At 69.1% G+C, this 21,073-nt stretch carries 10 protein-coding genes; 7 read left to right on the top strand and 3 right to left on the bottom strand.

All coding sequences use genetic code 11. From position 1 onward, the window contains the following. Positions 1 to 120: 120 nt before the first annotated feature. From boxC to EP380_RS14250, 5 genes are all read left to right on the top strand, one after another. Positions 121 to 1,782 carry a 2,3-epoxybenzoyl-CoA dihydrolase gene (gene boxC / locus EP380_RS14270; RefSeq protein WP_127599065.1) on the top strand — a complete coding sequence of 554 codons (1,662 nt, stop codon included), beginning with the start codon at positions 121 to 123 and terminating at the stop codon, positions 1,780 to 1,782. Positions 1,783 to 1,871: 89 nt separating this feature from the next. Continuing rightward, entirely contained in the window at positions 1,872 to 3,323 is a 1,452-nt protein-coding gene (boxB, locus tag EP380_RS14265; RefSeq protein ID WP_106571460.1) for a benzoyl-CoA 2,3-epoxidase subunit BoxB, read from the top strand. A gap of 78 nt (positions 3,324 to 3,401) precedes the next feature. After that, complete coding sequence (boxA, locus tag EP380_RS14260; RefSeq protein ID WP_106571461.1) at positions 3,402 to 4,598, top strand: benzoyl-CoA 2,3-epoxidase subunit BoxA; 1,197 nt, start codon at positions 3,402 to 3,404, stop codon at positions 4,596 to 4,598. Between the two features lie 15 nt (positions 4,599 to 4,613). Further along, positions 4,614 to 5,072 carry an acyl-CoA thioesterase gene (locus tag EP380_RS14255; protein ID WP_106571462.1) on the top strand — a complete coding sequence of 153 codons (459 nt, stop codon included), beginning with the start codon at positions 4,614 to 4,616 and terminating at the stop codon, positions 5,070 to 5,072. Positions 5,073 to 5,145: 73 nt separating this feature from the next. Beyond that, a complete protein-coding gene (locus tag EP380_RS14250; protein WP_106571463.1) occupies positions 5,146 to 6,066 on the top strand; it encodes a helix-turn-helix transcriptional regulator in 921 nt (306 codons plus the stop codon). A 13-nt stretch (positions 6,067 to 6,079) separates the two neighbouring features. Here the strand turns inward: EP380_RS14250 and pbpC are convergent, their stop codons facing one another. From pbpC to EP380_RS14235, 3 genes are all read right to left on the bottom strand, one after another. After that, entirely contained in the window at positions 6,080 to 8,182 is a 2,103-nt protein-coding gene (pbpC, locus tag EP380_RS14245; protein ID WP_127599064.1) for a penicillin-binding protein 1C, read from the bottom strand. Positions 8,183 to 8,272: 90 nt separating this feature from the next. Then, positions 8,273 to 13,744 (bottom strand): alpha-2-macroglobulin family protein, encoded by a 5,472-nt coding sequence (locus tag EP380_RS14240; protein WP_127599063.1) that lies wholly within the window; start codon positions 13,742 to 13,744, stop codon positions 8,273 to 8,275. A 203-nt stretch (positions 13,745 to 13,947) separates the two neighbouring features. After that, a complete protein-coding gene (locus EP380_RS14235) occupies positions 13,948 to 14,541 on the bottom strand; it encodes an NAD(P)H-dependent oxidoreductase (protein ID WP_127599062.1) in 594 nt (197 codons plus the stop codon). 241 nt (positions 14,542 to 14,782) lie between these two features. Between EP380_RS14235 and EP380_RS14230 the strand changes: the two genes are divergently transcribed. Continuing rightward, positions 14,783 to 16,711, top strand: coding sequence for an autotransporter assembly complex protein TamA (locus EP380_RS14230; protein ID WP_127599061.1), 1,929 nt, complete (start codon positions 14,783 to 14,785; stop codon positions 16,709 to 16,711). 124 nt (positions 16,712 to 16,835) lie between these two features. Next, on the top strand, positions 16,836 to 21,005 hold the full coding sequence (locus EP380_RS14225; RefSeq protein WP_338036302.1) for a translocation/assembly module TamB domain-containing protein: 4,170 nt from the start codon (positions 16,836 to 16,838) through the stop codon (positions 21,003 to 21,005). The last annotated feature ends 68 nt before the right edge of the window (positions 21,006 to 21,073 follow it).

The following is a 21,073-nucleotide window of genomic DNA, read 5'->3' as shown; positions in this document are numbered from 1 at the left end:
AATTCATATTGAGCATGAAATCTGCGGAGCAATCGGCGAAATATCGCTATAGTTAAGCCAATCGGGCTTGGAATTTGCATCATATTGCACTAGAGTGCAGCAGCAAGGTGGAGGCAGAGCGTGGCCAAGACAATCGATTTCCAGACCGACCCGTCGCAGTATCGCCACTGGCGGATCGATTATGACGGCGAGGTCGCGCATCTGTTCATGGATGTCGACGAGAATGGCGGCCTGTTCGAGGGCTACGAGCTCAAGCTCAATTCCTACGATCTCGGCGTCGATATCGAGCTGGCGGACGTGGTCCAGCGGATGCGCTTCGAGCATCCCGAAATCAAGGTCGTTGTCCTGCAGTCGGGCAAGGACCGGGTGTTCTGCGCCGGCGCCAATATCCGCATGCTGGGCGGGGCGGCGCACACCCACAAGGTCAATTTCTGCAAGTTCACCAACGAGACCCGCAACACGTTCGAGGCGGCGGGGGCGGAGTCCGGGCAATATTACATCTGCGCGGTCAAGGGCGCGTGCGCGGGCGGCGGTTACGAACTGGCGCTCGCCTGCGACCACATCATCCTGGCCGACGACAGCTCGTCCTCGGTCGCGCTGCCGGAAGTGCCGCTTCTGGCCGTGCTGCCGGGCACGGGCGGGCTCACCCGCGTCACCGACAAGCGCAAGGTGCGCCGCGACCACGCCGACGTGTTCTGCTCGATCGAGGAGGGGGTGAAAGGGCGCCGGGCCAAGGACTGGCGTCTGGTCGACGACGTCGTGCCCAACACCAAATTCGCCGAGACGGTCGCGGCCCGCGCGCGGGAATACGCGGCCAAGTCGAAGCGGCCCGCCGACGCCAAGGGGATTACGCTGACGCCGCTCAAGCGCGGTTTTTCCGAGGACGGATCGGCGACCTATTCGAGCGTCGAGGTCGAGATCGACCGCGAAAAACGCATCGCGCGGCTGACCGTGCACGGTCCCGACGCCCCGGCGCCGGCCTCCGTCGAGGCGCTGCACGCCGAGGGCGCCGAAAGCTGGATGCTGCGGGCGGCGCGCGAACTCGACGACGCCATTTTGCATCTGCGCAACAATGAACTCGAGATCGGTGTCATCGTGTTTCGCAGCCAGGGCGACCCGGCTCTGGTCGCCGCGCACGAAGCGTTTTTGCTCGACAATCGCGACGACTGGCTCGCCAACGAGATCCTGCTTTACTGGAAGCGGGTTTTGAAACGCGTCGACATGACCTCGCGCTCGCTGGCGGCATTGATCGAGCCGGGCTCCTGTTTCGCGGGTCCCCTGGCCGAACTCGCCTTCGCCGCCGACCGCTCCTATATGGCCGACGGCGAGTTCGAGGGCGACAACCGCTCGGTCGCGACGCTTACCCTGACCAAGGGCAATTTCGGGCCGTACCCGATGTCGAACGACCTGACGCGCCTGGAGACGCGCTTTCTCGGCGAGCCGGCGAGCGTCGGGGCCGCCGAGGAACGGATCGGTGAGGCGCTGGAGGCGGACGCGGCGAGCGGGCTCGGCCTGGTCACCTTCGCCTTCGACGACATCGACTGGGAGGACGAGGTGCGCATCTTCCTGGAGGAGCGGGCGAGCTTTTCGCCCGACGCGCTCACCGGCATGGAGGCCAATCTGCGCTTCGCCGGGCCCGAAACCATGGAGACGCGCATTTTCGGCCGGCTGACGGCTTGGCAGAACTGGATCTTCCAGCGTCCCAACGCGGTCGGCGAGACCGGCGCGCTGCAGCGCTACGGCACCGGGCTGCGCGGCGAATTCGACATGAAGAGGGTGTGAGGACCGTCCACGGCGCGCGGCCGTTCGGGCCGGCCCGTTTCCTTCGCCCCGGCGACCAATCACGGCTTACAGTCTTGCGGGAGTGACCTATGTCCGAACTGATCAATGTTTCCTACGACACGATGATCCCCAACAATGTCGGGCTTTCGTCCGACCGGCGCGTTCTCAAGGCGCTGGAGAAGTGGCATCCGGGCTACATCAATTGGTGGAACGACCTGATCCCGCAGAAATTCCAGGAATCGCTGGTCTATCTGCGCACCGCGATCTCGGTCGATCCGAAGGGCTGGGCCAAGTTCGACTACGTCAAGATGCCGGAATATCGCTGGGGCATCCTGCTCGCGCCGCAGGTCGAGGATCGCCGCATCCCGTGCGGCGAACAATACGGCGAACCGGCCTGGCAGGAAGTGCCGGGCGAACACCGCGCCATGCTGCGCCGGCTGATCGTCATCCAGGGCGACACCGAGCCGGCCTCGGTCGAACAGCAGCGCCATCTCGGCAAGACCGCGCCGTCGCTCTACGACATGCGCAACCTGTTCCAGGTCAATGTCGAGGAGGGGCGGCATCTGTGGGCGATGGTCTATCTCTTGCAGAAATATTTCGGCGCCGACGGCCGCGAGGAGGCCGACGAATTGCTGCGCCGCTCGTCGGGGTCTGAGGAGGCGCCGCGAATGCTGGGCGCCTTCAACGAGGCCACGCCCGACTGGCTGTCCTTCTTCATGTTCACCTATTTCACCGATCGCGACGGCAAGATGCAGCTCGAAAGCCTGGCCCAGTCCGGCTTCGATCCGCTGTCGCGTACCTGCCGCTTCATGCTGACGGAGGAGGCGCATCACATGTTCGTCGGCGAGACCGGCGTGGGCCGGGTCATCCAGCGCACCTGCGAGGCGATGAAGGAGGCGGGCATCGAGGATCCCTACGACATCCAGGCGGTGCGCGCGCTCGGCGTCATCGACCTGCCGACGATCCAGAAGAAGCTCAACCTGCACTACACGCTGTCGCTCGACCTGTTCGGCTCGGAAGTGTCCACCAACGCCGCCAACGCGTTCGCCGCCGGCATCAAGGGCCGCTATCAGGAAACCAAGATCGACGACGACCACCAGCTCAAGGATGCGACCTATCCTGTCGTCCAGCTCGTCGACGGCAAGGTGGTGACGGCCGATCTGCCGGCGCTGTCGGCGATCAACATGCGGCTGCGCGACGACTATATCCGCGACTCCCAGGGCGGCGTGAACCGCTGGAACGCGATGATCGCCAAGATCGGCATCCCGTTCGAGATGAAGCTGCCGCATCCGGGTTTCCATCGCCAGATCGGCGTGTTCGGCCAGGCCAACATCACCCCCGACGGCGAGATCGTGTCGAAGGAGGAATGGGACAAGAAGCGCGACGAATGGCTGCCGTCGAAAGCCGACGGCGACTATATCGCCTCGCTGATGGTGCCGGTGTGGGAGCCGGGCAAGTTCGCCGGCTGGATCGCGCCGCCGCGCGTGGGGATCGACAACAAGCCCGGCGATTTCGAGTATGTGCAGCTGCACATGGCGTAAGGCGAGACCCGGCCTGCGCGCCCGCCAGAGGGGGCGCGGGACCGGTCTTGAAACCAGAACCCCGGAGCGAAGATTTTCATGACCGCGCTCGTCAAACAGCATCTGATCGATCCGGAAATCTGCATCCGTTGCCACACCTGCGAGGAGGCGTGCCCGATCGACGCGATCACCCACGACGACAACAATGTCGTGGTCGACGCTTCGATCTGCGATTTCTGCATGGCCTGCATCGCCCCGTGCCCGACCGGCTCGATCGACAATTGGCGGATCGTCAAGACGCCCTATTCGCTGGAGGAGCAGCTGTCTTGGATGGAGCTGCCCGAACAGGAGGAGTTCGAGGCCGGGGACGGGGCGGGCGGCGGCGCGATCGAGGCGCTGGACGACGAGGTCGCCGCCCTTCTGGCCGAGGCGCACAAGGGCGCAGGCGGCGCGGCCAAGGCGCCGGCCTCCGCGGCCAAGCCGACGGTCAACCTGTTCACCGCCGCCAGCCCGGCCGTCGCCACCGTGCAGGGCAATTACCGGCTGACCGGCGACAATGCCGATTCCGACGTGCGCCACATCATCCTCGATCTGGGCACGACCTCGTTTCCGGTGCTGGAGGGCCAGAGTGTCGGCATCGCGCCGCCGGGCACGGACGAAAACGGTCGGCCGCACCGCATGCGGCTTTATTCGGTGTCCTCGCCGCGCGACGGCGAGCGCCCGAACACCAACAACCTGTCTTTGACCGTCAAGCGCGAGCCGCACGGGCTGGCCTCCAACTATGTCTGCGATCTCAAGCGCGGCGACCAGGTCAAGCTGACGGGGCCGTTCGGCTCGACCTTCCTGATGCCGAACGATGCGCGCGCCGCGATCTTGATGATCTGCACGGGAACCGGCTCGGCGCCGTTTCGCGGCTTCACCATGCGCCGCCAGCGCGCCGCGTCTGGCGAGACCGGCGGCATGATGCTGGTGTTCGGCGCGCGCCGTCCCGATTCGCTGCCCTATTTCGGCCCGCTGAAAAAGGTGCCGGACGCGCTGCTCGACAAGCATCTGGTGTTTAGCCGGGTGGAGGGGACGCCGCGCGAATATGTGCAGGACCGGATGCGGGTCGAAAAGGACAAGATCGCGACCATGCTGGCCTCCGACACCACCCATGTCTATGTGTGCGGGCTCAAGGCGATGGAAGCCGGCGTGGAAGAGGCTTTTGCCGACATCGCGCGCGGGGCGGGGCTCGACTGGAAGGCGGTGCGCGACACGATGCGCGACACCGGCCGCTACCATGTCGAGACCTATTAGCGGAGCAACTGGACGATGGATGCCAGGACCGACGACAAGGCGTCTCAGGCCGAGGCGGGCAGCGGTTTCGTGCACACGGTGCATGTGCGCTGGGCCGATTGCGATCCGGCGCTGATCGCCTATACCGGCCGCATTCCCTATTTCGCGCTCGAGGCGATCGACGCCTGGTGGGAGGCGCATGTCGGCCAGGACTGGTACCGGCTCAATCTCGACCGCAATGTCGGCACGCCGTTCGTGCATATGAGCCTCGATTTCCGCGCGCCGGTCACGCCCCGACACCCGCTTGCCTGCGCGGTGACGCTCATAAAACTCGGCGAAAGCTCGGTGCGGTTTTCGGTCGCCGGACGCCAGGACGGGGGCTTGTGTTTCGAGGGCACGTTCGTGTGCGTGTTCGTCGAGGCGAAATCGTTCCGCAAGATGGCCGCGCCGCCGGATATCCGCGCCCTGATCGGGCCGCTGGCGGTATCCGGCTGACGGCGACGGCCGTTCTTGCGAATCTCGGCAATTTGTGCATTATAATGCATAAATTGGAACGGATCGTGAGCGCATGGACGAGATCGTCGGCTTCGATGGACGGGCAAGGCCGCCGGAAACGGCCGCCGGCGAGGACGCGGCCAACCGGGCCCTTTTGGCGCTGGTCGGCGAACGCGTGCGCACGGCGCGCGCCCGCAAGGGCCTGTCGCGGCGGGTGCTTTCGGAAAAGTCGGGGGTTTCGCAGCGATATCTGGCCCAGCTCGAGGGCGGCGAAGGCAATATTTCCATCCTGCTTCTGCGGCGCATCGCCGAGGCGCTCGACCTGAAGATCGAATGGCTGGTCGCCGCCGACGATCCGTGGGCGTCGGAGGCGGGCACCGTGACGCGGCTTTTCCAGCGCGCGACGGCCGAGGAGCGCCGGCGGGTGATCGCCATCCTCGATCCGCAGAACCCGGCGCTCAGGCGCGCCCGGCGCATCGCCTTCATCGGCCTGCGCGGTGCCGGCAAATCGACGCTGGCGCGCATGGCGGCCGACACGCTCGGCCTGCCGTTCATGGAGCTGAACGAGGAGATCGAGGCGGCGAGCGGCATGCCGGTGACGGAGGTGATGGCGCTTTACGGCCAGGAAGGCTATCGGCGGCTGGAACGCCAGGCGCTCGAGCGCGTCATCGCCACCTGCGAGGACATCGCGCTTGCGGCGGCCGGCGGCATCGTCGCCGAGCCGGAAACCTTCGACATCCTGTTGCGCAACTTTCATACCGTCTGGCTGAAGGCGGCGCCCGAGGAGCACATGGCCCGGGTGCGCGCCCAGGGCGACACACGGCCGATGGCCGGCAATCCGGCGGCGATGGAGGAGCTGAAATCGATCCTGACCAGCCGCGAGGCGCTCTACGCCCGCGCCGGCCTGCATATCGAGACCTCGGGCCGCACGCCGCAGGACTGTCTGGCCGAGGTGATGGACAAGCTCAAAGGCCTCGGCCGCCCGGCGGGGTAGGGACGGCGCTCGCCTATTCCAGAAACACGTTGACGCTGGCCGCGCGGCCGGCCGCGTCGATGACGGTCAAGGTCGAGGCGCCGGCGCCGTCCGGCGTCCAGGCGGCGGTGCGTCGCCGCGCCGACAGCCGCACCGGGCGGCCGTTGGCGAGCCAGCGGAACGGCGCGCGGCCGCCATTGATCTTCAGCGCCAGCGGCATGGTGGCACCGGCGCGCAGGCCGAGATCGACACGCGCGCCCTGCGGTGGATAGACGATCTCCGGCGCCGGTTCGACCGGCGCGTCGGCGCTCTCGCGCGCCGAGGGGGCGAAGCGGCGCTGGGCGAAGGGCAGGTCGGCGCGTGCAAGCCGGACCGCGCCGGCCGGCGGACGCGGCTGGGGCGCGATGCCGAGCCCGGATTTGGCAAACGCCTCGAACAGGATCGGCGCGGCGGCGAGATAGCCGGTGAGGCCGGGCACCGCGCCGCCGTCGGGACGGCCTACCCAGACCCCGATGACGTGGCGGCCGTCATAACCGACCGACCAGGCGTCGCGATAACCGTAGGAGGTGCCGGTCTTGTAGGCGATGCCGAGCCGCGGCGCGCCCTGGGGCGGGGCGACGCCGGACAGGATGTCGGTGATCTGCCAGACGGCCTGCGGCGACAGGATCGGCTCGCCGGGCGGCTTTGGCAGCTCGGCGCCGGCGCGGCTGTGCAGCCGCGCGACCCGGCTGCGTTGCGACAGGCCGGTATAGAGCTGGACCAGCTCCTCCAGCGACAGGCCGACGCCGCCGAGGCCGATGGCCAGCCCCGGCCTTTCGCCCTCCGGCAGCGTCGGCGTCACGCCGCCGCGCTTCATGCGCGCGACCAGCCGGACCGGGCCGACCGTGTCGAGCAGCCGCACCGCCGGCACGTTCAGCGACAATTGCAGCGCCTGGCGCACGCTGACGTCGCCCTGATACTCCATGTCGAAATTCTTCGGCCGGTAGCCGGCGAAATTGGCCGGCCGGTCCTCGATCGTCGTCTCCTGCATGACCAGGCCGTCCTCGAAGGCGAGCCCGTAGATGAAGGGTTTCAGCGTCGAGCCCGGCGAGCGGGCGACGCGCGCCATGTCGATCCAGCCGGCGCGGGCAGCGTCGAAATAATCGGCCGAGCCGGCCTTGGCGAGAATGGCGCCGGTGTCGGCCCGGGCGAGCACGATCGCCACCGAGACTTTCGGGCCGATGCGCGCCGCCGCCTTTTTCGCGACCAGTTCCAGCCGTTCCTGCACGCCGCGGTCGATGGTGAGCTGGTGGCGTTGCGCGGCGGGTTCTTCGCGCAGCGCGGCGTCGGCGACATGGGCGGCGAAGCCCGGCAGCGGGCGGCGGACCGGCGAGACCGGTTCGGCGGCCGCGCGCGCGACCTCGCTGTCGATGATGACGCCGGCGCCTGCCATGCGCGCCAGCACGCGGTCGCGGGCGGCGCGCGCGGCGTCGGGATGCCGGTCCGGCCGGCGCGCCTCCGGCGATTGCGGCAGGGCGACCAGCAATGCCGCCTGCGGCAGCGACAGCCGGGCCGGCTCCTTGCCGAACCAGGCCAGGCTCGCCGCGCGCACGCCCTCCAGATTGCCGCCATAGGGCGCGAGCGTCAGATAGCGGGTCAGGATCTCGCGTTTCGACAACCGGCGCTCGATCTGCAGGGCGCGCGCCATCTGGCGCAGCTTGGCGCCGAGGCTGCGTTCGGCGCGCGGCTCGATCAGCCGGGCGAGCTGCATGGTCAGCGTCGAGCCGCCCGACACGATGCGGCCATGGGCGAGGAACTGGCCGGCGGCGCGCAGAAGCGCCAGCGGATCGACGCCGCGATGGCTCCAGAACCGCTGATCCTCATAGGCGACCAGCATGGCGACAAAGGCGCGGTCTATCCTGTCGAGATCGGCGCCGAGCCGCCAGCGTCCGTCCTCGAGCGCGTAGGCGCGCAAAAGCACGCCGTTGCGGTCGACGACTTCGGTGGAGATCGCGGCGGCGCTGTCGAGCGGCGGCGGAAACGCGCGGTCGAGCCGGTCGAGCAGCCACAGGCCGGCGCCGGCCACGACCGCCAGAACGGCGACGGCGAGCGCGCTCCGGCGCGCGAGACGGACAAGGGCCGGCCGGTTCAGGCGCATGACCTTTCCGCCCGGCGCGCGCCGCGCGCGGGCGGTCCCGCACGCCGGAAACGGCCCATCGGGCGCGTGCTCATCGTCGGCCTCCGTCTCTTACTCGCCCACCACCTCCATGAAGCCGGAGGCCGTGCGCGCCGAAAGCTGCGGGCGGTACATGTCCTCCACACTGGCGGCGGGGTGGACGAAGACGCCCGGCGTGACGGCGCGCACCACATAGGCGAGCGTGTAGTCGCGATCGCCGCCCTGGCCGCGGGTGAAGGCGGCGATGAACCGGTCGTCGCGGAACTCGGTATGCACCGCGTTTGTCTGGCCGAGCCATTCGAAATTCTTCAGCTCGGCGCTGCCGACCAGGCGCGGATTGTCGATCTCGAACCCGGCGGGCAAGAGATCGTTGACCAGGATGCGCGAGGGCCAGTCGTTGTGTTCGCGCACCTTGATCACCACCACGTAGCGCTCGTTCTGGCGGGCGGCGGCGATCGAGGCGGGCTTGCCGTCGAGCGTGTAGTAGCTGCGCTCGATCGAAAACCCGTCTCCGCCGGCCGGCAGAGGCTGTTCGGGGGCGGCGAGCGTGGTCACCACCGCCTCGACCGGCTCGTCGCCGCTGTTTGTGATCACGAACGGATCGGATGCCAGCGCCTCGCCGCTAAGACGGCGCGAGAAGGCGCCCTCGTGCGGGCTGCCGCCGATGTCGAGGCGGATGTCGTCGCTGGCGCCGGCGACGGCGCGCGCGGCGAGCAGCATCCAGGCCTGGTCCTGCGTGCTGAGATACCGCGTCTGTTTGCGGATATCGGAGACGTAGGAGACCATTTGCGGCACCAGCGCCGGCTCGGGCCGGCTTTCGGCCGCCAGCGCCAGCATGGCCGCGCCGTCGCGCAGCGCCGAGCCATAGTCGGCGCGGGACTGCAGGCCGGGTTTCACGCCGCGCGCCAGCGTCAGCGCGGAGGAGAAGGCCTGGCCGGCACGCTGGGCGTCGCAGTAAAGCGACAGGCTGGCGGCGAGCTGGGCCCGTGCCAGCGGGCTGGAGAAGGCGCCGAGCTGCGTGTCGGAATAATAACGCAGATCGCCGGCCGACGCCTTGCGGTTGCGCGCCAGCACGTAGAGCGCATAGGCGACCTCGCTGCCATTGGTGGCGAGATCGACATCGTAGGCGAGCGAGTTCTGCAGATTAAGCAGTGCCTGGTCCATGGCCGCGGCCGGCACGTGATAGTCCTGCTCGCGTGCGCGGGTCAGGAAATCCGTGACGTAGGCGTCGAGCCACAGATCGCCGGAGCCCGGGCCCCACAGTCCGAACGAGCCGGACGAGGCCTGATGGGACAGGACCCGTTCGATCGCGTCGGCCACGCGTCCGCGCAGGGCCGGATCGTCCTCCAGCCCGGCCGATTTCGACAATTCGCCGACATAAAGCAGCGGCAGCGCCCGGCTCGTCGTCTGCTCGGCGCAGCCATAGGGATATCGGTCGAGCGACATCAGCAGCGCCGGCACGTCGAAGGCGGAGCCGCGGGTGACGTTGACGGTGACCGAGGCGCCTTGCGCGATCGACGCGGCGAGCAGTTCCCCGTCGATCCTCAGGCTGCCGCCCTTGCCTGCCAGCGCCACGGTGCGCCGGGTCGTGACCGGCATGACGCCGGGCCGGACCGGCAGCGCGACCGTGCGTTCGATCGCCAGGCCGGAGGCATGGGAGAGCGTGAGCGTGATCGCGCCGTCGCCGGCGGTTTCGGCCGCGACCGGCACTGTGAGCGTCGTCTTGCCGCCGGCGGGCAGGTCGAGGGTCGCGGGCAGGGCGCCGGTGTCGGCGACCAGGGCGGCGCCGGTGGCGAGGCCGAGCTTGTAGGCGCCGGCCGGCCCGTCGGTGTTGGCGATCTCCAGCAGCAGCCGGGTCTGGTCGCCGGGCGCCAGGAAACGCGGCAGGCTCGCCGTCAGCACGACCGGATCGCGGATGACGATGTCCCGTTCGGCGCTGCCGGTGCCCGATTTCGACCAGGCGACCGCCATCACGCGGGCGGTGCCGTTGAATTGCGGAATGTCGAAGGCGACCGTGGCGCGCCCGTCCTCGTCGACTTTGACGATGCCGGAGAAGAAGGCGACCAGCTTTTCGGTCGGCGGGCTGCCCTGAGGGCTCATGCCGCCGCCGTCGCCGCCGGTGCGCAGCCGGCCGGTCGCGCCGGGCGATCCGTCGATCAGCCGACCGTAGAGATCGCGCATCTCGATGCCGAGCATGCGCTGGCCGAAATACCAGCCGGCCGGGTCCGGCGCCTCGTAGCGGGTGAGGTTCAAGATGCCGACGTCGACGGCGGCGACCGTGACATAGGCCTCTTCGCCAGGCTGCAGGCCGGTGACGGCGAGCGGGATGGTGAGCGGCTGGCGCGGCTCGGTCTTTTCAGGCAGTTCCAGGGCGACGGCGAGCTTGCGCGGGCCGGGGTCGACGGTCAGCCATTTCACGCCGATGGCGCGCATCGGCAGGCGCGTCTCGGCGGCCTCGCCGGGCCTGAACAGGGTGGCCGTCACATAGGTGCCGGCGCCGAAGTCCTCGGTCACCGGGATCTCGATGGTCGCGCCGTCGGCGGGAACCGCGGCGGTCACGGTCGAAATCAGGCTTTCCGACCCGACGGTGACCAGCGCTTCGCCGGCGAAACGCGACTCGATCTTCAGCCGCGCGGTGTCGCCCACCCGGTAGCTTTCCTTGTCGAGCGCGATCTCCAGCCCGTCCGGCGTTTCTGTCGAGCGCGCGGCGACGAACCAGCCGGCGGAAAATTCCACGCTGGTGACCGGCCCCGCGGGGTCGTCCGTCTCGATCTCCAGCCGGTAGCGGCCCCAGTCGACCGGAACGCTGATCTGGGCCTCGCCCGCCGCCGTGGCGTCGATGCTGCCTTCCTCGACCAGGCTGGTCGAAACGATGGGCTCGTAGCGCCAGGAATTGCCGCTGCGATACCATTGATACTGGCGGTTGATCTTGACCAGCGACCAGGACAGGCCGGCGGCGTCGAGCCGCGCGCCGTCCGGGCCGACCGCGATGGCGCGGAAACTAGCGATGCTGCCTTCCGGCACCTGACCGCCCTCGAATTCGGGCTTGAGGCCGAGCGAGGGACCCTCGGGCTCCACGCCGAGTTCGAGCTTGCGCTCGACGGCGCGACCGCCGGCCTCGACCATGCGCACCGAGATCTCGGCCGAGAGCAGCTGGGTGGTGGAGGGCACTTGCGCAAGTTCGACCGGGAAGGCGGCCTTGCCGTCCGGGCCGGTGCGCGGCAGGCCGTCGAGCGCGACGCGCACGTCCTCGACATCCTCCTCGTCCTCGAGGCCGAACCGGTAACCCGGGAAGCGCGCCCATTCGCGGCTGCGCGTGATCGCCAATTGGCCTTCGAGCGCCAGGCCCTCGGCCGGCGCGCCGTAGAGATAACGCCCGTCGACCTCGACGGAGGCGGCCTCGCCAAGGGCGATGTCCTCGCGATCGGCGGCGAGATCGAACTCGATGCGGTCGGGCACGAAATCCTCCACCAGGAAGAACTTCTCCGACAGCGGCGGCTCTTTCGGATCGGCGTGGATGCGCAGGCTCCAGGTGCCGCGCATGGCGTTGTCGGTCAACTCCAGCTCGACGGCATGGCCGCCGAGTTCGGCACCGTTGGAAACGATGCGGCGGTCCTCCACCCCGTCCGGGCGCTGGAAGATGAAGGTCAGCGGCAGGTCGTCGATGGCGTCGGCGGCGGGATTGCGCGCCAGGGCGGCGGCGTGCACGGTCTCGCCGGCGCGGTAGATGCCGCGCTCGGTCCAGGAATAGACGTCGAGCGCGCCGGGCGAGGGCCGGCCGGTGACGCCGCGGTCGGACAGGTCGAAACCGGCCCGTGTCATGTCGAGAAAGACGAAATCCTCGCCGGTCTCGGCGGTTATGACGGCCGGGGCAAGGCCGTTTTCGCCGCGTGCGAGGCCGGCGTCGAAGCGGGCGCGGCCGTCATAGTCGGTGCGCGCGGTGGCGAGCACCTCGTTGTTGCGCGCAATGAGCTGCAGCGTGACGTCGGCAAGCGGCGCGGCGCTGTCGAGCGAGCGGGCGAAGACGTTGAGCCCGTCCTCGCCGGCGAAGGTGGCAAGCCCGATATCGGAGACCAGGAACCATTGCGTGGCGCGCGAATCCCAGCTGTCGCGGCGGTCGTTTTCGGGCACGGCGGTCATCACGTAGACGCCGGGCTCGCGCTCCGGGACGGCCTCGTCGACAGGGAAGGAGGTGATCACCTCCTTGTTGCGGTCGGCGGCGATGTCGATCGTGCCTTCGAAGACCGGCGCGCCGAGATCGTCGGCGATGCTGCCCAGCTCATAGGCGTCGAGCTGGCGCAGGAAGCGCGATTCGCCCATCAGCCGGGCGAGCGAACGCGCGCCGATGCGGTAGAGCGCGATCTCGGCCTTGTCGGTGTTCACCGAGACCAGCGGGATGCCGCGGCGCGCGCTGTCCGGCAGCACGAAATTGTCGCCGGTGAAGCGGATCGAGGGCGAGCGGTCGCGCACATAGATGTCGAGCGCGACGGGCTCGGCGATCACCTCGCCGATCGCGGCCGGCAGGCCCTGGCGGATGACGATGCGGTAGCGCCCGCCATGCTCGAGCCCGGCGACGCACAGTTCGCGCGCGCCCTTGTCGACGGCCGTGGTCGGCGCGTTGTCGACACGCACGAATTGCGCGTAGTCGATGCCGCTCTTGACCAGATCCTCGGAGAACTGGACGCACACGCGCGGCGTGGCGCTGTCGGAATCGATGGTGTGTTCGACGACGCGGAACCCCTTGCGACGCTTCAGGTCGGCGTAAAGCGCCTGGATCCGGGGCGAGGCTACCAGCGCCAGGCTTTCCTCGTAGGCGGTGATCGCCGGGCGGAACATGCTGCGTTTTTCGAGCGCCGGCGCCAGTTGGTTGAGCGCGTCGGCGCGCTGGTTGGCGGTGCGCGACAGGAGATAGGCGTTGATGGCGGCTCCCGTGCCCAGGCGCTGGAAATAATAGGCGCTTTCGCCCGAGCGCGGCACGACCGCGTTGGCGGCGGCGGCAAGCCCGGTCCAGATCGCCGTGTCGTCGGGCAGGATCGCGAGCGCGTTCTGGTAGTTGAGCAGGGCGGCGCGCGGATCGTTGGAGGCCATGGCGTTTTCGGCCGCCTGGACCAGGAAGGCGAGGCCGGCGCCGCCGGCATTGGCCTTGCCAAGCACGTCGGCGCGCAGGCGCTCGGCATCGCCGGTCACGTGGGCGGGCACGAAGGAGAGCGTTTTCGGCGCGCCGATGTCGGGCTCGCCGAGGGCCGTCTCGACCTTGCCGGCAACCGCGCCGGGAAACGGGTTCAGCTGATTGTAGTCGGATTTGAGAAAACACCATTTCGCGCTGGTGTTGAAGGTGAAGGCGCGGCAGGCCGGATCGGCCAGGCAGGCGGCCTTGCATTGGTCGAGCGAGACGTCGCGCTCGGTGCGCAGGTCGAAACCGTAATAGTCCGAATCGGCGGTGGTGACGATCTGGCGCGTTTCCTGGCCGAAGGCCGGCGCCGCAAGCAGGGCGAGCGTCGTGAAAAGGGTAAGAAAAAGGCCTTTGCCCGTGCGTGGCGACATGAAATCCTCCGGCGGTCGGCGCGTGGTCGCCGATATTTGGCCAAGCTTTGTGTCGGCTTGTCAATCAATGTGATGGTAGGCGCGCGAATGCGGCCAGAGCGTGTCGCGCCGCCTTCGCGCTCGAGGCCGGACGGCGCCTTTCGCCGTCTTCGCAGCAGGAGGCCGGGCGTCGGGCGGCGACGCACAGGCCGGCTGGCCGGCGCTCAGGCGAAAAACGCCGCCAGCCTGTGCTCGACCCTGGCCAGGAAGGCCGCGCGGGCCGGTTCGTCCGCCGCGTCCATCTCGTATTTGGCGAGGTAGAGCGTGCGGCAACGGCGCGCGCACAGCGCCCGGATGCCGCGCAGCAGGGTCTTGCGTCCGGGATGGCCGACGAGAAAGGACCACCAGCGCGGCGCGCCGCAGGTGGTGAGGATGGCGAGCTTTTCGACGTGGCGCATCAAAGGCTCGATCCGCCCGCCTTCGTCCGCAAGCGTGAAGGCGACGTCCTTGGCCCAGACCCGCTCGAACCAGCCTTTGAGCATGGCCGGCTGGCCGTACCACCATGTCGGGTAGACGAACACCATCGCCTGCGCCCAGCGCAGCGCCTGGATATGGGGCGCGAGCCTGTCGTCGACCGGTTCGTGGATGTTGTAGCCGCGCCGTTCCTCGGCGTCCATCACCGGATCGAAACCCTCGGCATAAAGGTCAACAAGGCGTGTTTCGTGACCGGCCGCGGCGAGCGCGGCAAGGGCGCGGTCGCGCAGGGCGGCGCAAAAACTCTCGGGCACCGGATGGCAGTAGACGACAAGCACACGCATCGGGCGCGGTTCCTTCCGTTCGCCGCGCTGGGGGGCCCGCAAAGCCATCCGGGCGGCGCCGATTTGCGTATCAGCTTGCCGTAATGGTGAAAACAGGGCGAAGCGATCGTCGTTTTTTTCCGGCGAACCCCTTGTGAAATCACCCAAGCATGCGAAGGGAGGGAACCGCGGAGGTGCATCCCGTTTCCACATCCGCTAAAACCTTCAGGGCAATTTTAACCATTATCGCTATGTTGGAGCCATGCTGAGCCCGGGCGCGGAAAGTTCTGGAGTACCGCACGGCAGGCGCGTTCGTCGCGGCCTGGCTTCCGTGTCCGCCGTCGCCTTGGCTCTCGTCCTGGCGCCGGGGCCGGCTTTTGCGTTCGAGCTTTTCGGCATCACGCTGTTCGGCTCCAAGCAGGAAGACGACGTCGCGGCCGTCGTCGATCCGCTCACCTATGCGGTCGAACTCGAAACCGGCGATGCCGGGTCCGAGCTGGACGGCAGGCTCAGAGCCGCCTCGACGCTTCTCGCCGACGCCGACCGTCCGGTGTCGGGGTCGCTGGGCCTGTTGGCGAAGGCGCGCACCGAGCGCGAATTGCTGGTCGCCGCGCTCTACGAGGCAGCGCGCTACGACGGCACGGTGGAGATTTCGATCGCCGGGCGGGCGCTGGACGACCTGCCGCCCGACGCGGAATTTACCGCCGAACCGGTGCCGGTGCGGGTGGTGGTGACGCCGGGCCAGGTCTTCCGTCTCGGCCGGATCGACGTCGGCGGCGATACCGGCGACATCGCGCCGGCCCGCTTCGGTCTCATGCCCGGCGGCGAGGCCGGCTCGACGGTGATCCTCAACGCCGAAGCGAAAATGGTGCGGGCGCTGCGCGACAGGGGCCACCCCCTGGCGCAGGTGACCGAACGCGAGATCGTGGCCGATCACAAGACCGGCCTGCTCGACGTCACCCTGGTGCTGGAGGCGGGGCCGGTCGCGCCTTTCGGCGCGACGCGCGTCGAGGGGACCGAAAGGGTCGACCGCGAGTTCACAGCCTATATGGCGGGGATCGAACCGGGCGCGACCTATTCGCCCGACGAGCTGGAGGCGGCGCGCGAACGGCTCCTGGAGCTCGAAGTGTTCGACAGCGTGGCGGTCAACGAGGCCGACGCGCTCGATGCCGACGGCAGCCTGCCGGTCGATGTGACGGTGTCGGAGCGCAAGCATCGCTTTTTCGGCGTCGGGGCCACGTTCTCCAATACCGAGGGCGCGGGGCTCGAGGGCTATTGGGGGCACCGCAACCTGTTCGGGCGGGCGGAAAAGCTGCGCGTGGAAGGTTCGATCAGCCGGATCGGCGACACGACGCAGTTCGGCAAGCTCGACTACCGGGCCGGGCTGCTGTTCGAAAAACCGGGCGTGATCGGGCCGCCGTCGAAATTCATCGCGCGGCTGGACGCCACGTTCGAGCATCCCGACGCCTTCGACCGCTTCTCGGTCAAGGGCGCGACGGGCCTGCGCTACGAACTCACCGACACGCAGACGGTGTCGGCCGAGGTCGCGCTCGACTATTCCAAGATCGACGATTCCTTCGGCAGCAACGAGCATCTGATCGCCAGCACGCCGATCCAGTACGTGTTCGACAACCGCGACAACAGGCTCGATCCGAAATCCGGCTTCCGTCTGCTCGCCTATGTCGAGCCGGCGCACGACTTCCTCAACGCGACCAGCTTCGTCAAGATCAAGGGCGAGGCGTCCGCCTATCGGGCGCTGGACGAGGCCAAGCGCTTCGTCGCCGCCGGTCGGCTGGCGGCGGGCTCGATCTTCGGCGCGCCGCTTGCCGCGATCCCCGCCGACCGGCGCTTCTATGCGGGCGGCGGCGGCTCGGTGCGCGGCTACGGCTACCAGGATATCGGTCCGCGCAATGCCGCCGGCATGCCGACCGGCGGGCTTTCCTACGTCGAGATGTCGGCGGAGATGCGCATCCAGGTCACCGACAGTTTCGGCATCGTGCCGTTCATCGACGGTGGCGCGGTTTCGACCTCGACCACGCCCGACTTCGCCGACATGCAGTTCGGCGCCGGCCTCGGGGTGCGCTACCTGACGCCGTTCGGTCCGCTCAGGGTCGATGTCGGCGTGCCCTTGAACAGGCGCCCCGGCGATCCGACCTTCGGCATCTATGCCGGCATCGGCCAGTCCTTCTGAGGTGTCCGGCGCCGGTGCGGCACGGCCTGCATGCCGCAGAGGGCCGTTCAACATGATTTCGGCGGAAATCACCCTATAGTCGTTGCCAGACGGACTGATTCACGGTCCGGCCGAAAGGATAGTCGTGCTTCGCAGAATCCTGCGCTCCGTGCTGATCGGGCTCGTCCTCGTCGTGGTGTTCGCGGCGGGGATGCTGGTGGTGTTCACCCAAACGCAGGCCGGGCGTGCCAAGCTGGCCGCGATCGCCTCGGGCCTGGCCTCGGGGCCGGAGCGCACGGTGCGCATCCAGGGGCTGGATGGGCTGCTTTCGGGGCAGGCGCGGGTCGGCTCGGTCGTCGTGTCGGACAGACGCGGCGCGTGGCTGTCGCTGAGCGATATCGCGCTCGACTGGTCGCCGCTGGCGCTCGCGGGGTTCGCGTTCCAGGCCGAGCGGCTTCATGCCGGCAGCATCGACATGCTGCGCCTGCCGGAGGCGGCCGAACCGGCCGACACCGATGACGGCGGCGGCTTCTCGCTTCCGGTTTCGGTCGAGATCGCGCGCATCGACCTGCCGCGGATCGCGCTCGGGGCCGACGTCGCCGGCGAGGCGATGACGCTCGCCGCGCGCGGCTCGGCGATGGCCGATGACGCGCCGCTGAGGATCGGCGCCGATCTTCAGGCCGAGCGCATCGACGGCGCGCGCACCGAGGTCAGCGCCAAGGTCGATTTCGCGCCGGACCAAAACCGTCTGGCGCTCGACGTGACCGCGCGCGAACCCGATGGCGGCCTTTTGGCCGGGCTCTTGAAACTGCCGGGCGCCCCCGCCGTCGAACTCGTGGTTTCGGGCAGCGGCCCGCTTGCCGACTGGCAGGCGCAAGGACGCCTGTCGGTCGACGATAAGGTGGTCACGAGCCTTTCGGCGCAGCATCGCCAGAGCGGGGCCGGGCGCTTCGTGGCGGCCAAGGGCGAAGGCGATTTTGCGCGCTTCCTGCCCGACGGGCTGGCGCCAGCGGCGGCCGGCACGATGCTGTTCGACCTCGCCGCAACGCTGGGCGAGGACGGCGCGGTGGCGATCGAACGCGCGCTGGTGCAGTCGGACGCGCTCAGCGCCACAGCGTCGGGGCGGGTCGATCCGAAAGCCGAGAGCGATCTCGACATTAAGGCCGCGGCGCAGAACGGGCCGGTCATGCTCACCTTCGGCCCCGATGCCGATCCGGTGATCGTGGGGGTGCGCGAGGCGCATGTGCGGGTGACGGGCAAGGGGGCGGCGCCGGCCTTCGAGGCGGCGCTGTCGCTCGCGTCCGCCCAGGCGGCGGGTTTCGGTTTCGCCGACATCGCGGCGAGCCTCTCCTCGGAGGGGCTCGACATCGCCGAGCGGACCGGTCCGGTGTCGCTGCGCCTGTCGGCGGGGGGCGTGGGCACGGTTCAGACCGCGCTCGCGCCGCTGGTGGCCGGGCCGCTCGACATGACGGGCAAGGCGCGTCTGGAAACCGGCCGGATCGTCTTCGACACGATCGCGGTCAAGAACAACCAGCTCAGCGCCAGCGCCGATGGCGCCTTCACGATCGAGGGCGCTGCCGTCGAGGCCAATTTTGCCGCGGACCTGCTGGTTGCGGCCCTGCCGGAAGCCGCGCGCGCCTATCTCGGCGACAGGCTGGCCGTCTCGGGCCGGCTCGAGCGGGGAGGCGATGGCGCTCTGGCGCTCAGCGACCTCGCGCTGCGTTCCGATCCGCTCGCCGCCGAAGGGCGGGTATCGCTTTCCGACGGCGCGCTCGACGCGCGGCTCGACGGCCGCTACGGCGCCGTCGCGCGGCTTTCCGACCAGGCGCAAGGCGCGATCAGCTTCGCCCTGGCGGCGACGGGCGAAGTGGCCCGGCCGGACGTCACGGTCACGGTGGAAAGCGAGCGCATCGAAAGCGCCGGCCGGGCGATCACCGATCTCGTGCTCGAAGCCTCCGGCACGGCCGATCTGGCGCGACCGGTCGCCGACATTTCGCTCAGCGGCGCGATCGAGGGCGAGACGATCAAGGGCAAGGCAACCCTGCGCTCGGCCGACGGCGCAAGCCGGGTCGAGGAGCTTTTGGTCGAGGTCGGCGAGAACCGCATCTCCGGCACGCTCGATCTCGACGACGCCTTCGTGCCGGTCGGCGAACTGACGATCGCGCTGCCCGATATCGGGCCGCTGGCGGCGATGGCGCTGGAAGAGGCAAGCGGCGATGTCTCCGGGTCCATCCGCTTCGGCAAGGACGGCGCGGTCCCGGTGGTCGATCTGTCGGCGCAGACGGGGCGGATCGTGCGCGGCGACATCGTTGTCGACGAGGCCCGCGTGAGCCTCAGCGCGCGTGACTATCTCGCCGCGCCGACCCTTGCCGGGCGCGTGCAGGCAAACGCGGTCAGGGCGGGCGGGGCCGATATCGGCGCGATCGACCTGCGGCTGACGCGCGAGGGCGCATGGACCGGCTTTTCCGGCGGGGCGACGGTTGCCGGCATACCGGCTTCGGCCGCCGGCCGGGTGGCGGTCGCCGACGGCGAGACGACCGTTGCGCTGGACGCGGCCAAGGGCACGTTCCGCGGCATTTCGGCGACGCTGGCGCGGCCGACGACGGTCACGGTGCGCGACGGCACGGCGGTGCTCGACCGGCTGGCACTCGGCCTCGGCGGCGGCGAAGCCGAGATTTCGGGCACGGCCGGCGCAACGCTTGATCTCAAGGTCCGGCTTTCGGGACTGCCGGCCTCGCTTGCCAACGGATTCGCGCCGGGACTCGGTGCGACCGGCGCGATCTCGGGCACGGTGGATGTCGCCGGCGCGGCGTCCGACCCCCGCATTGCCTATGCCGTCGACTGGCGCGACATGGCGACGAGCCAGACCCGCGAAGCCGGGTTCGGCGCGCTGTCGATCGCCTCCAGCGGCACGTTCCAGCAGGGCCGGCTGCGTTTCGACGCCGATGCGGGCGGTGCCGGCGGGCTGGGTGTGAAGGGCGGCGGCACGGTCGACACGGCGGGCGCCATCGCGCTCGATCTCAACTTCGCCGGCAAGGTGCCGTTTTCCTTCCTGACGCGGCGCCTGGCCGCGCAGGGGCTTGCCCTCGACGGCGGCGCCGATCTCCAGGTCGCGGTCTCCGGCCCGGCCGGCGCGCCGGCGATCTCCGGATCGGTCAAAACCACCGGCGCGCGGCTTGTCGATGCGCGCTCGGGCATCGCGGTCAAGGACATCGCCGCCGATATCGGTCTGGCCCGGAACGTGGCCACGATCCGCTCGATGACCGGCACGTTGTCGACCGGCGGGCAGTTGAGCGTCGGCGGCACGCTGGCGATCGACCCGGCGCGCGGCTTTCCCGCGGATCTGACGGCGCGGGTCACCGACGGGCGCTACACGGACGGGCGCGTGGTGACGGCCAATTTCGGCGGTACGCTGACGGTGACCGGGGGGCTGACCCAGTTGCCGCTGCTTTCGGGCCAGGTCGATCTCGGCAGAACCGTGATCACCGTGCCGGAAAAACTGCCGCCGTCTCTGGCCCAGCTCGACGTCAAGCATCGCAACGCCACCGGCGCGATCGAGGCACAGGCCGAAGCCATGCGTCCGGCCGAAGCGGGCGGGAGCGGCGGCGGCGGGCTGACGCTCGACGTCACGGTCGACGCGCCGCGCCAGATCTTCATCCAGGGCCGGGGCATCGATGCCGAGTTCGGCGGCAGGATACGCCTGACCGGCTCGGCGGCGGCGCCGCGCGCGATCGGCAATTTTACCATGCGGCGCGGGCGGCTTTCCATCCTCGGACAACGGCTGGACTTCACGCGTGGCACGCTCGACTTCGCCGGCTCGCTGATCCCGCGCCTGGATTTCGCCGCCGACACAAGGGCCGACGACGTCACCGCGACGGTGGCCGTGACCGGCCAGGCGAACAATCCGAAATTCTCGTTCACCTCGACGCCCAGCCTGCCGGAAGACGAGGTGCTGGCGCGGGTGATCTTCCGCCGCTCGTTGTCGAACCTGTCGCCGCTGCAGATCGCCCAACTCGCCGCCGCGGCCGCCCAACTGGCCGGCGTCGGCGGCTCGACCTCGCTGCTCGACAATCTGCGCGACCAGATCGGCGTCGACGACATCGACATCAAGACGGACGCGGAGACCGGCAAGGCGTCGGTTGCCGTCGGCAAATATCTCAACGACCGCACCTATGTGGGCATCGAGAAGGGCGACGGCGCCGGCACGGGCAAGGCCCGGATCGACCTCAATATCGGTCGCGGGGTGAAGCTGCGCGGCGAAGCCAGCGACGACGGCGAGGCCAAGGGCGGCATCTTTTTCGAACGCGAATACTGAGCCTGTTTCGCGCCTGCGGCGGCGGTCTCGACAAGCCGGGCGATTTTTTCTGCAACCGCGGCCTGTCG

Origin of the sequence: Nitratireductor alexandrii (assembly GCF_004000215.1) — a bacterium.
GTDB lineage: Bacteria > Pseudomonadota > Alphaproteobacteria > Rhizobiales > Rhizobiaceae > Mangrovimarina > Mangrovimarina alexandrii.
This window is presented reverse-complemented; position numbering and strand designations above follow the sequence as displayed.

Coding starts and splice junctions, on each gene's coding strand:
- boxB (WP_106571460.1), top strand. CDS start 1,872: ATGTCCGAACTGATCAATGTTTCCTACGACACGATGATCCCCAACAAT.
- boxA (WP_106571461.1), top strand. CDS start 3,402: ATGACCGCGCTCGTCAAACAGCATCTGATCGATCCGGAAATCTGCATC.
- EP380_RS14255 (WP_106571462.1), top strand. CDS start 4,614: ATGGATGCCAGGACCGACGACAAGGCGTCTCAGGCCGAGGCGGGCAGC.
- EP380_RS14250 (WP_106571463.1), top strand. CDS start 5,146: ATGGACGAGATCGTCGGCTTCGATGGACGGGCAAGGCCGCCGGAAACG.
- pbpC (WP_127599064.1), bottom strand. CDS start 8,182: ATGCGCCTGAACCGGCCGGCCCTTGTCCGTCTCGCGCGCCGGAGCGCG.
- EP380_RS14240 (WP_127599063.1), bottom strand. CDS start 13,744: ATGTCGCCACGCACGGGCAAAGGCCTTTTTCTTACCCTTTTCACGACG.
- EP380_RS14235 (WP_127599062.1), bottom strand. CDS start 14,541: ATGCGTGTGCTTGTCGTCTACTGCCATCCGGTGCCCGAGAGTTTTTGC.
- EP380_RS14230 (WP_127599061.1), top strand. CDS start 14,783: ATGCTGAGCCCGGGCGCGGAAAGTTCTGGAGTACCGCACGGCAGGCGC.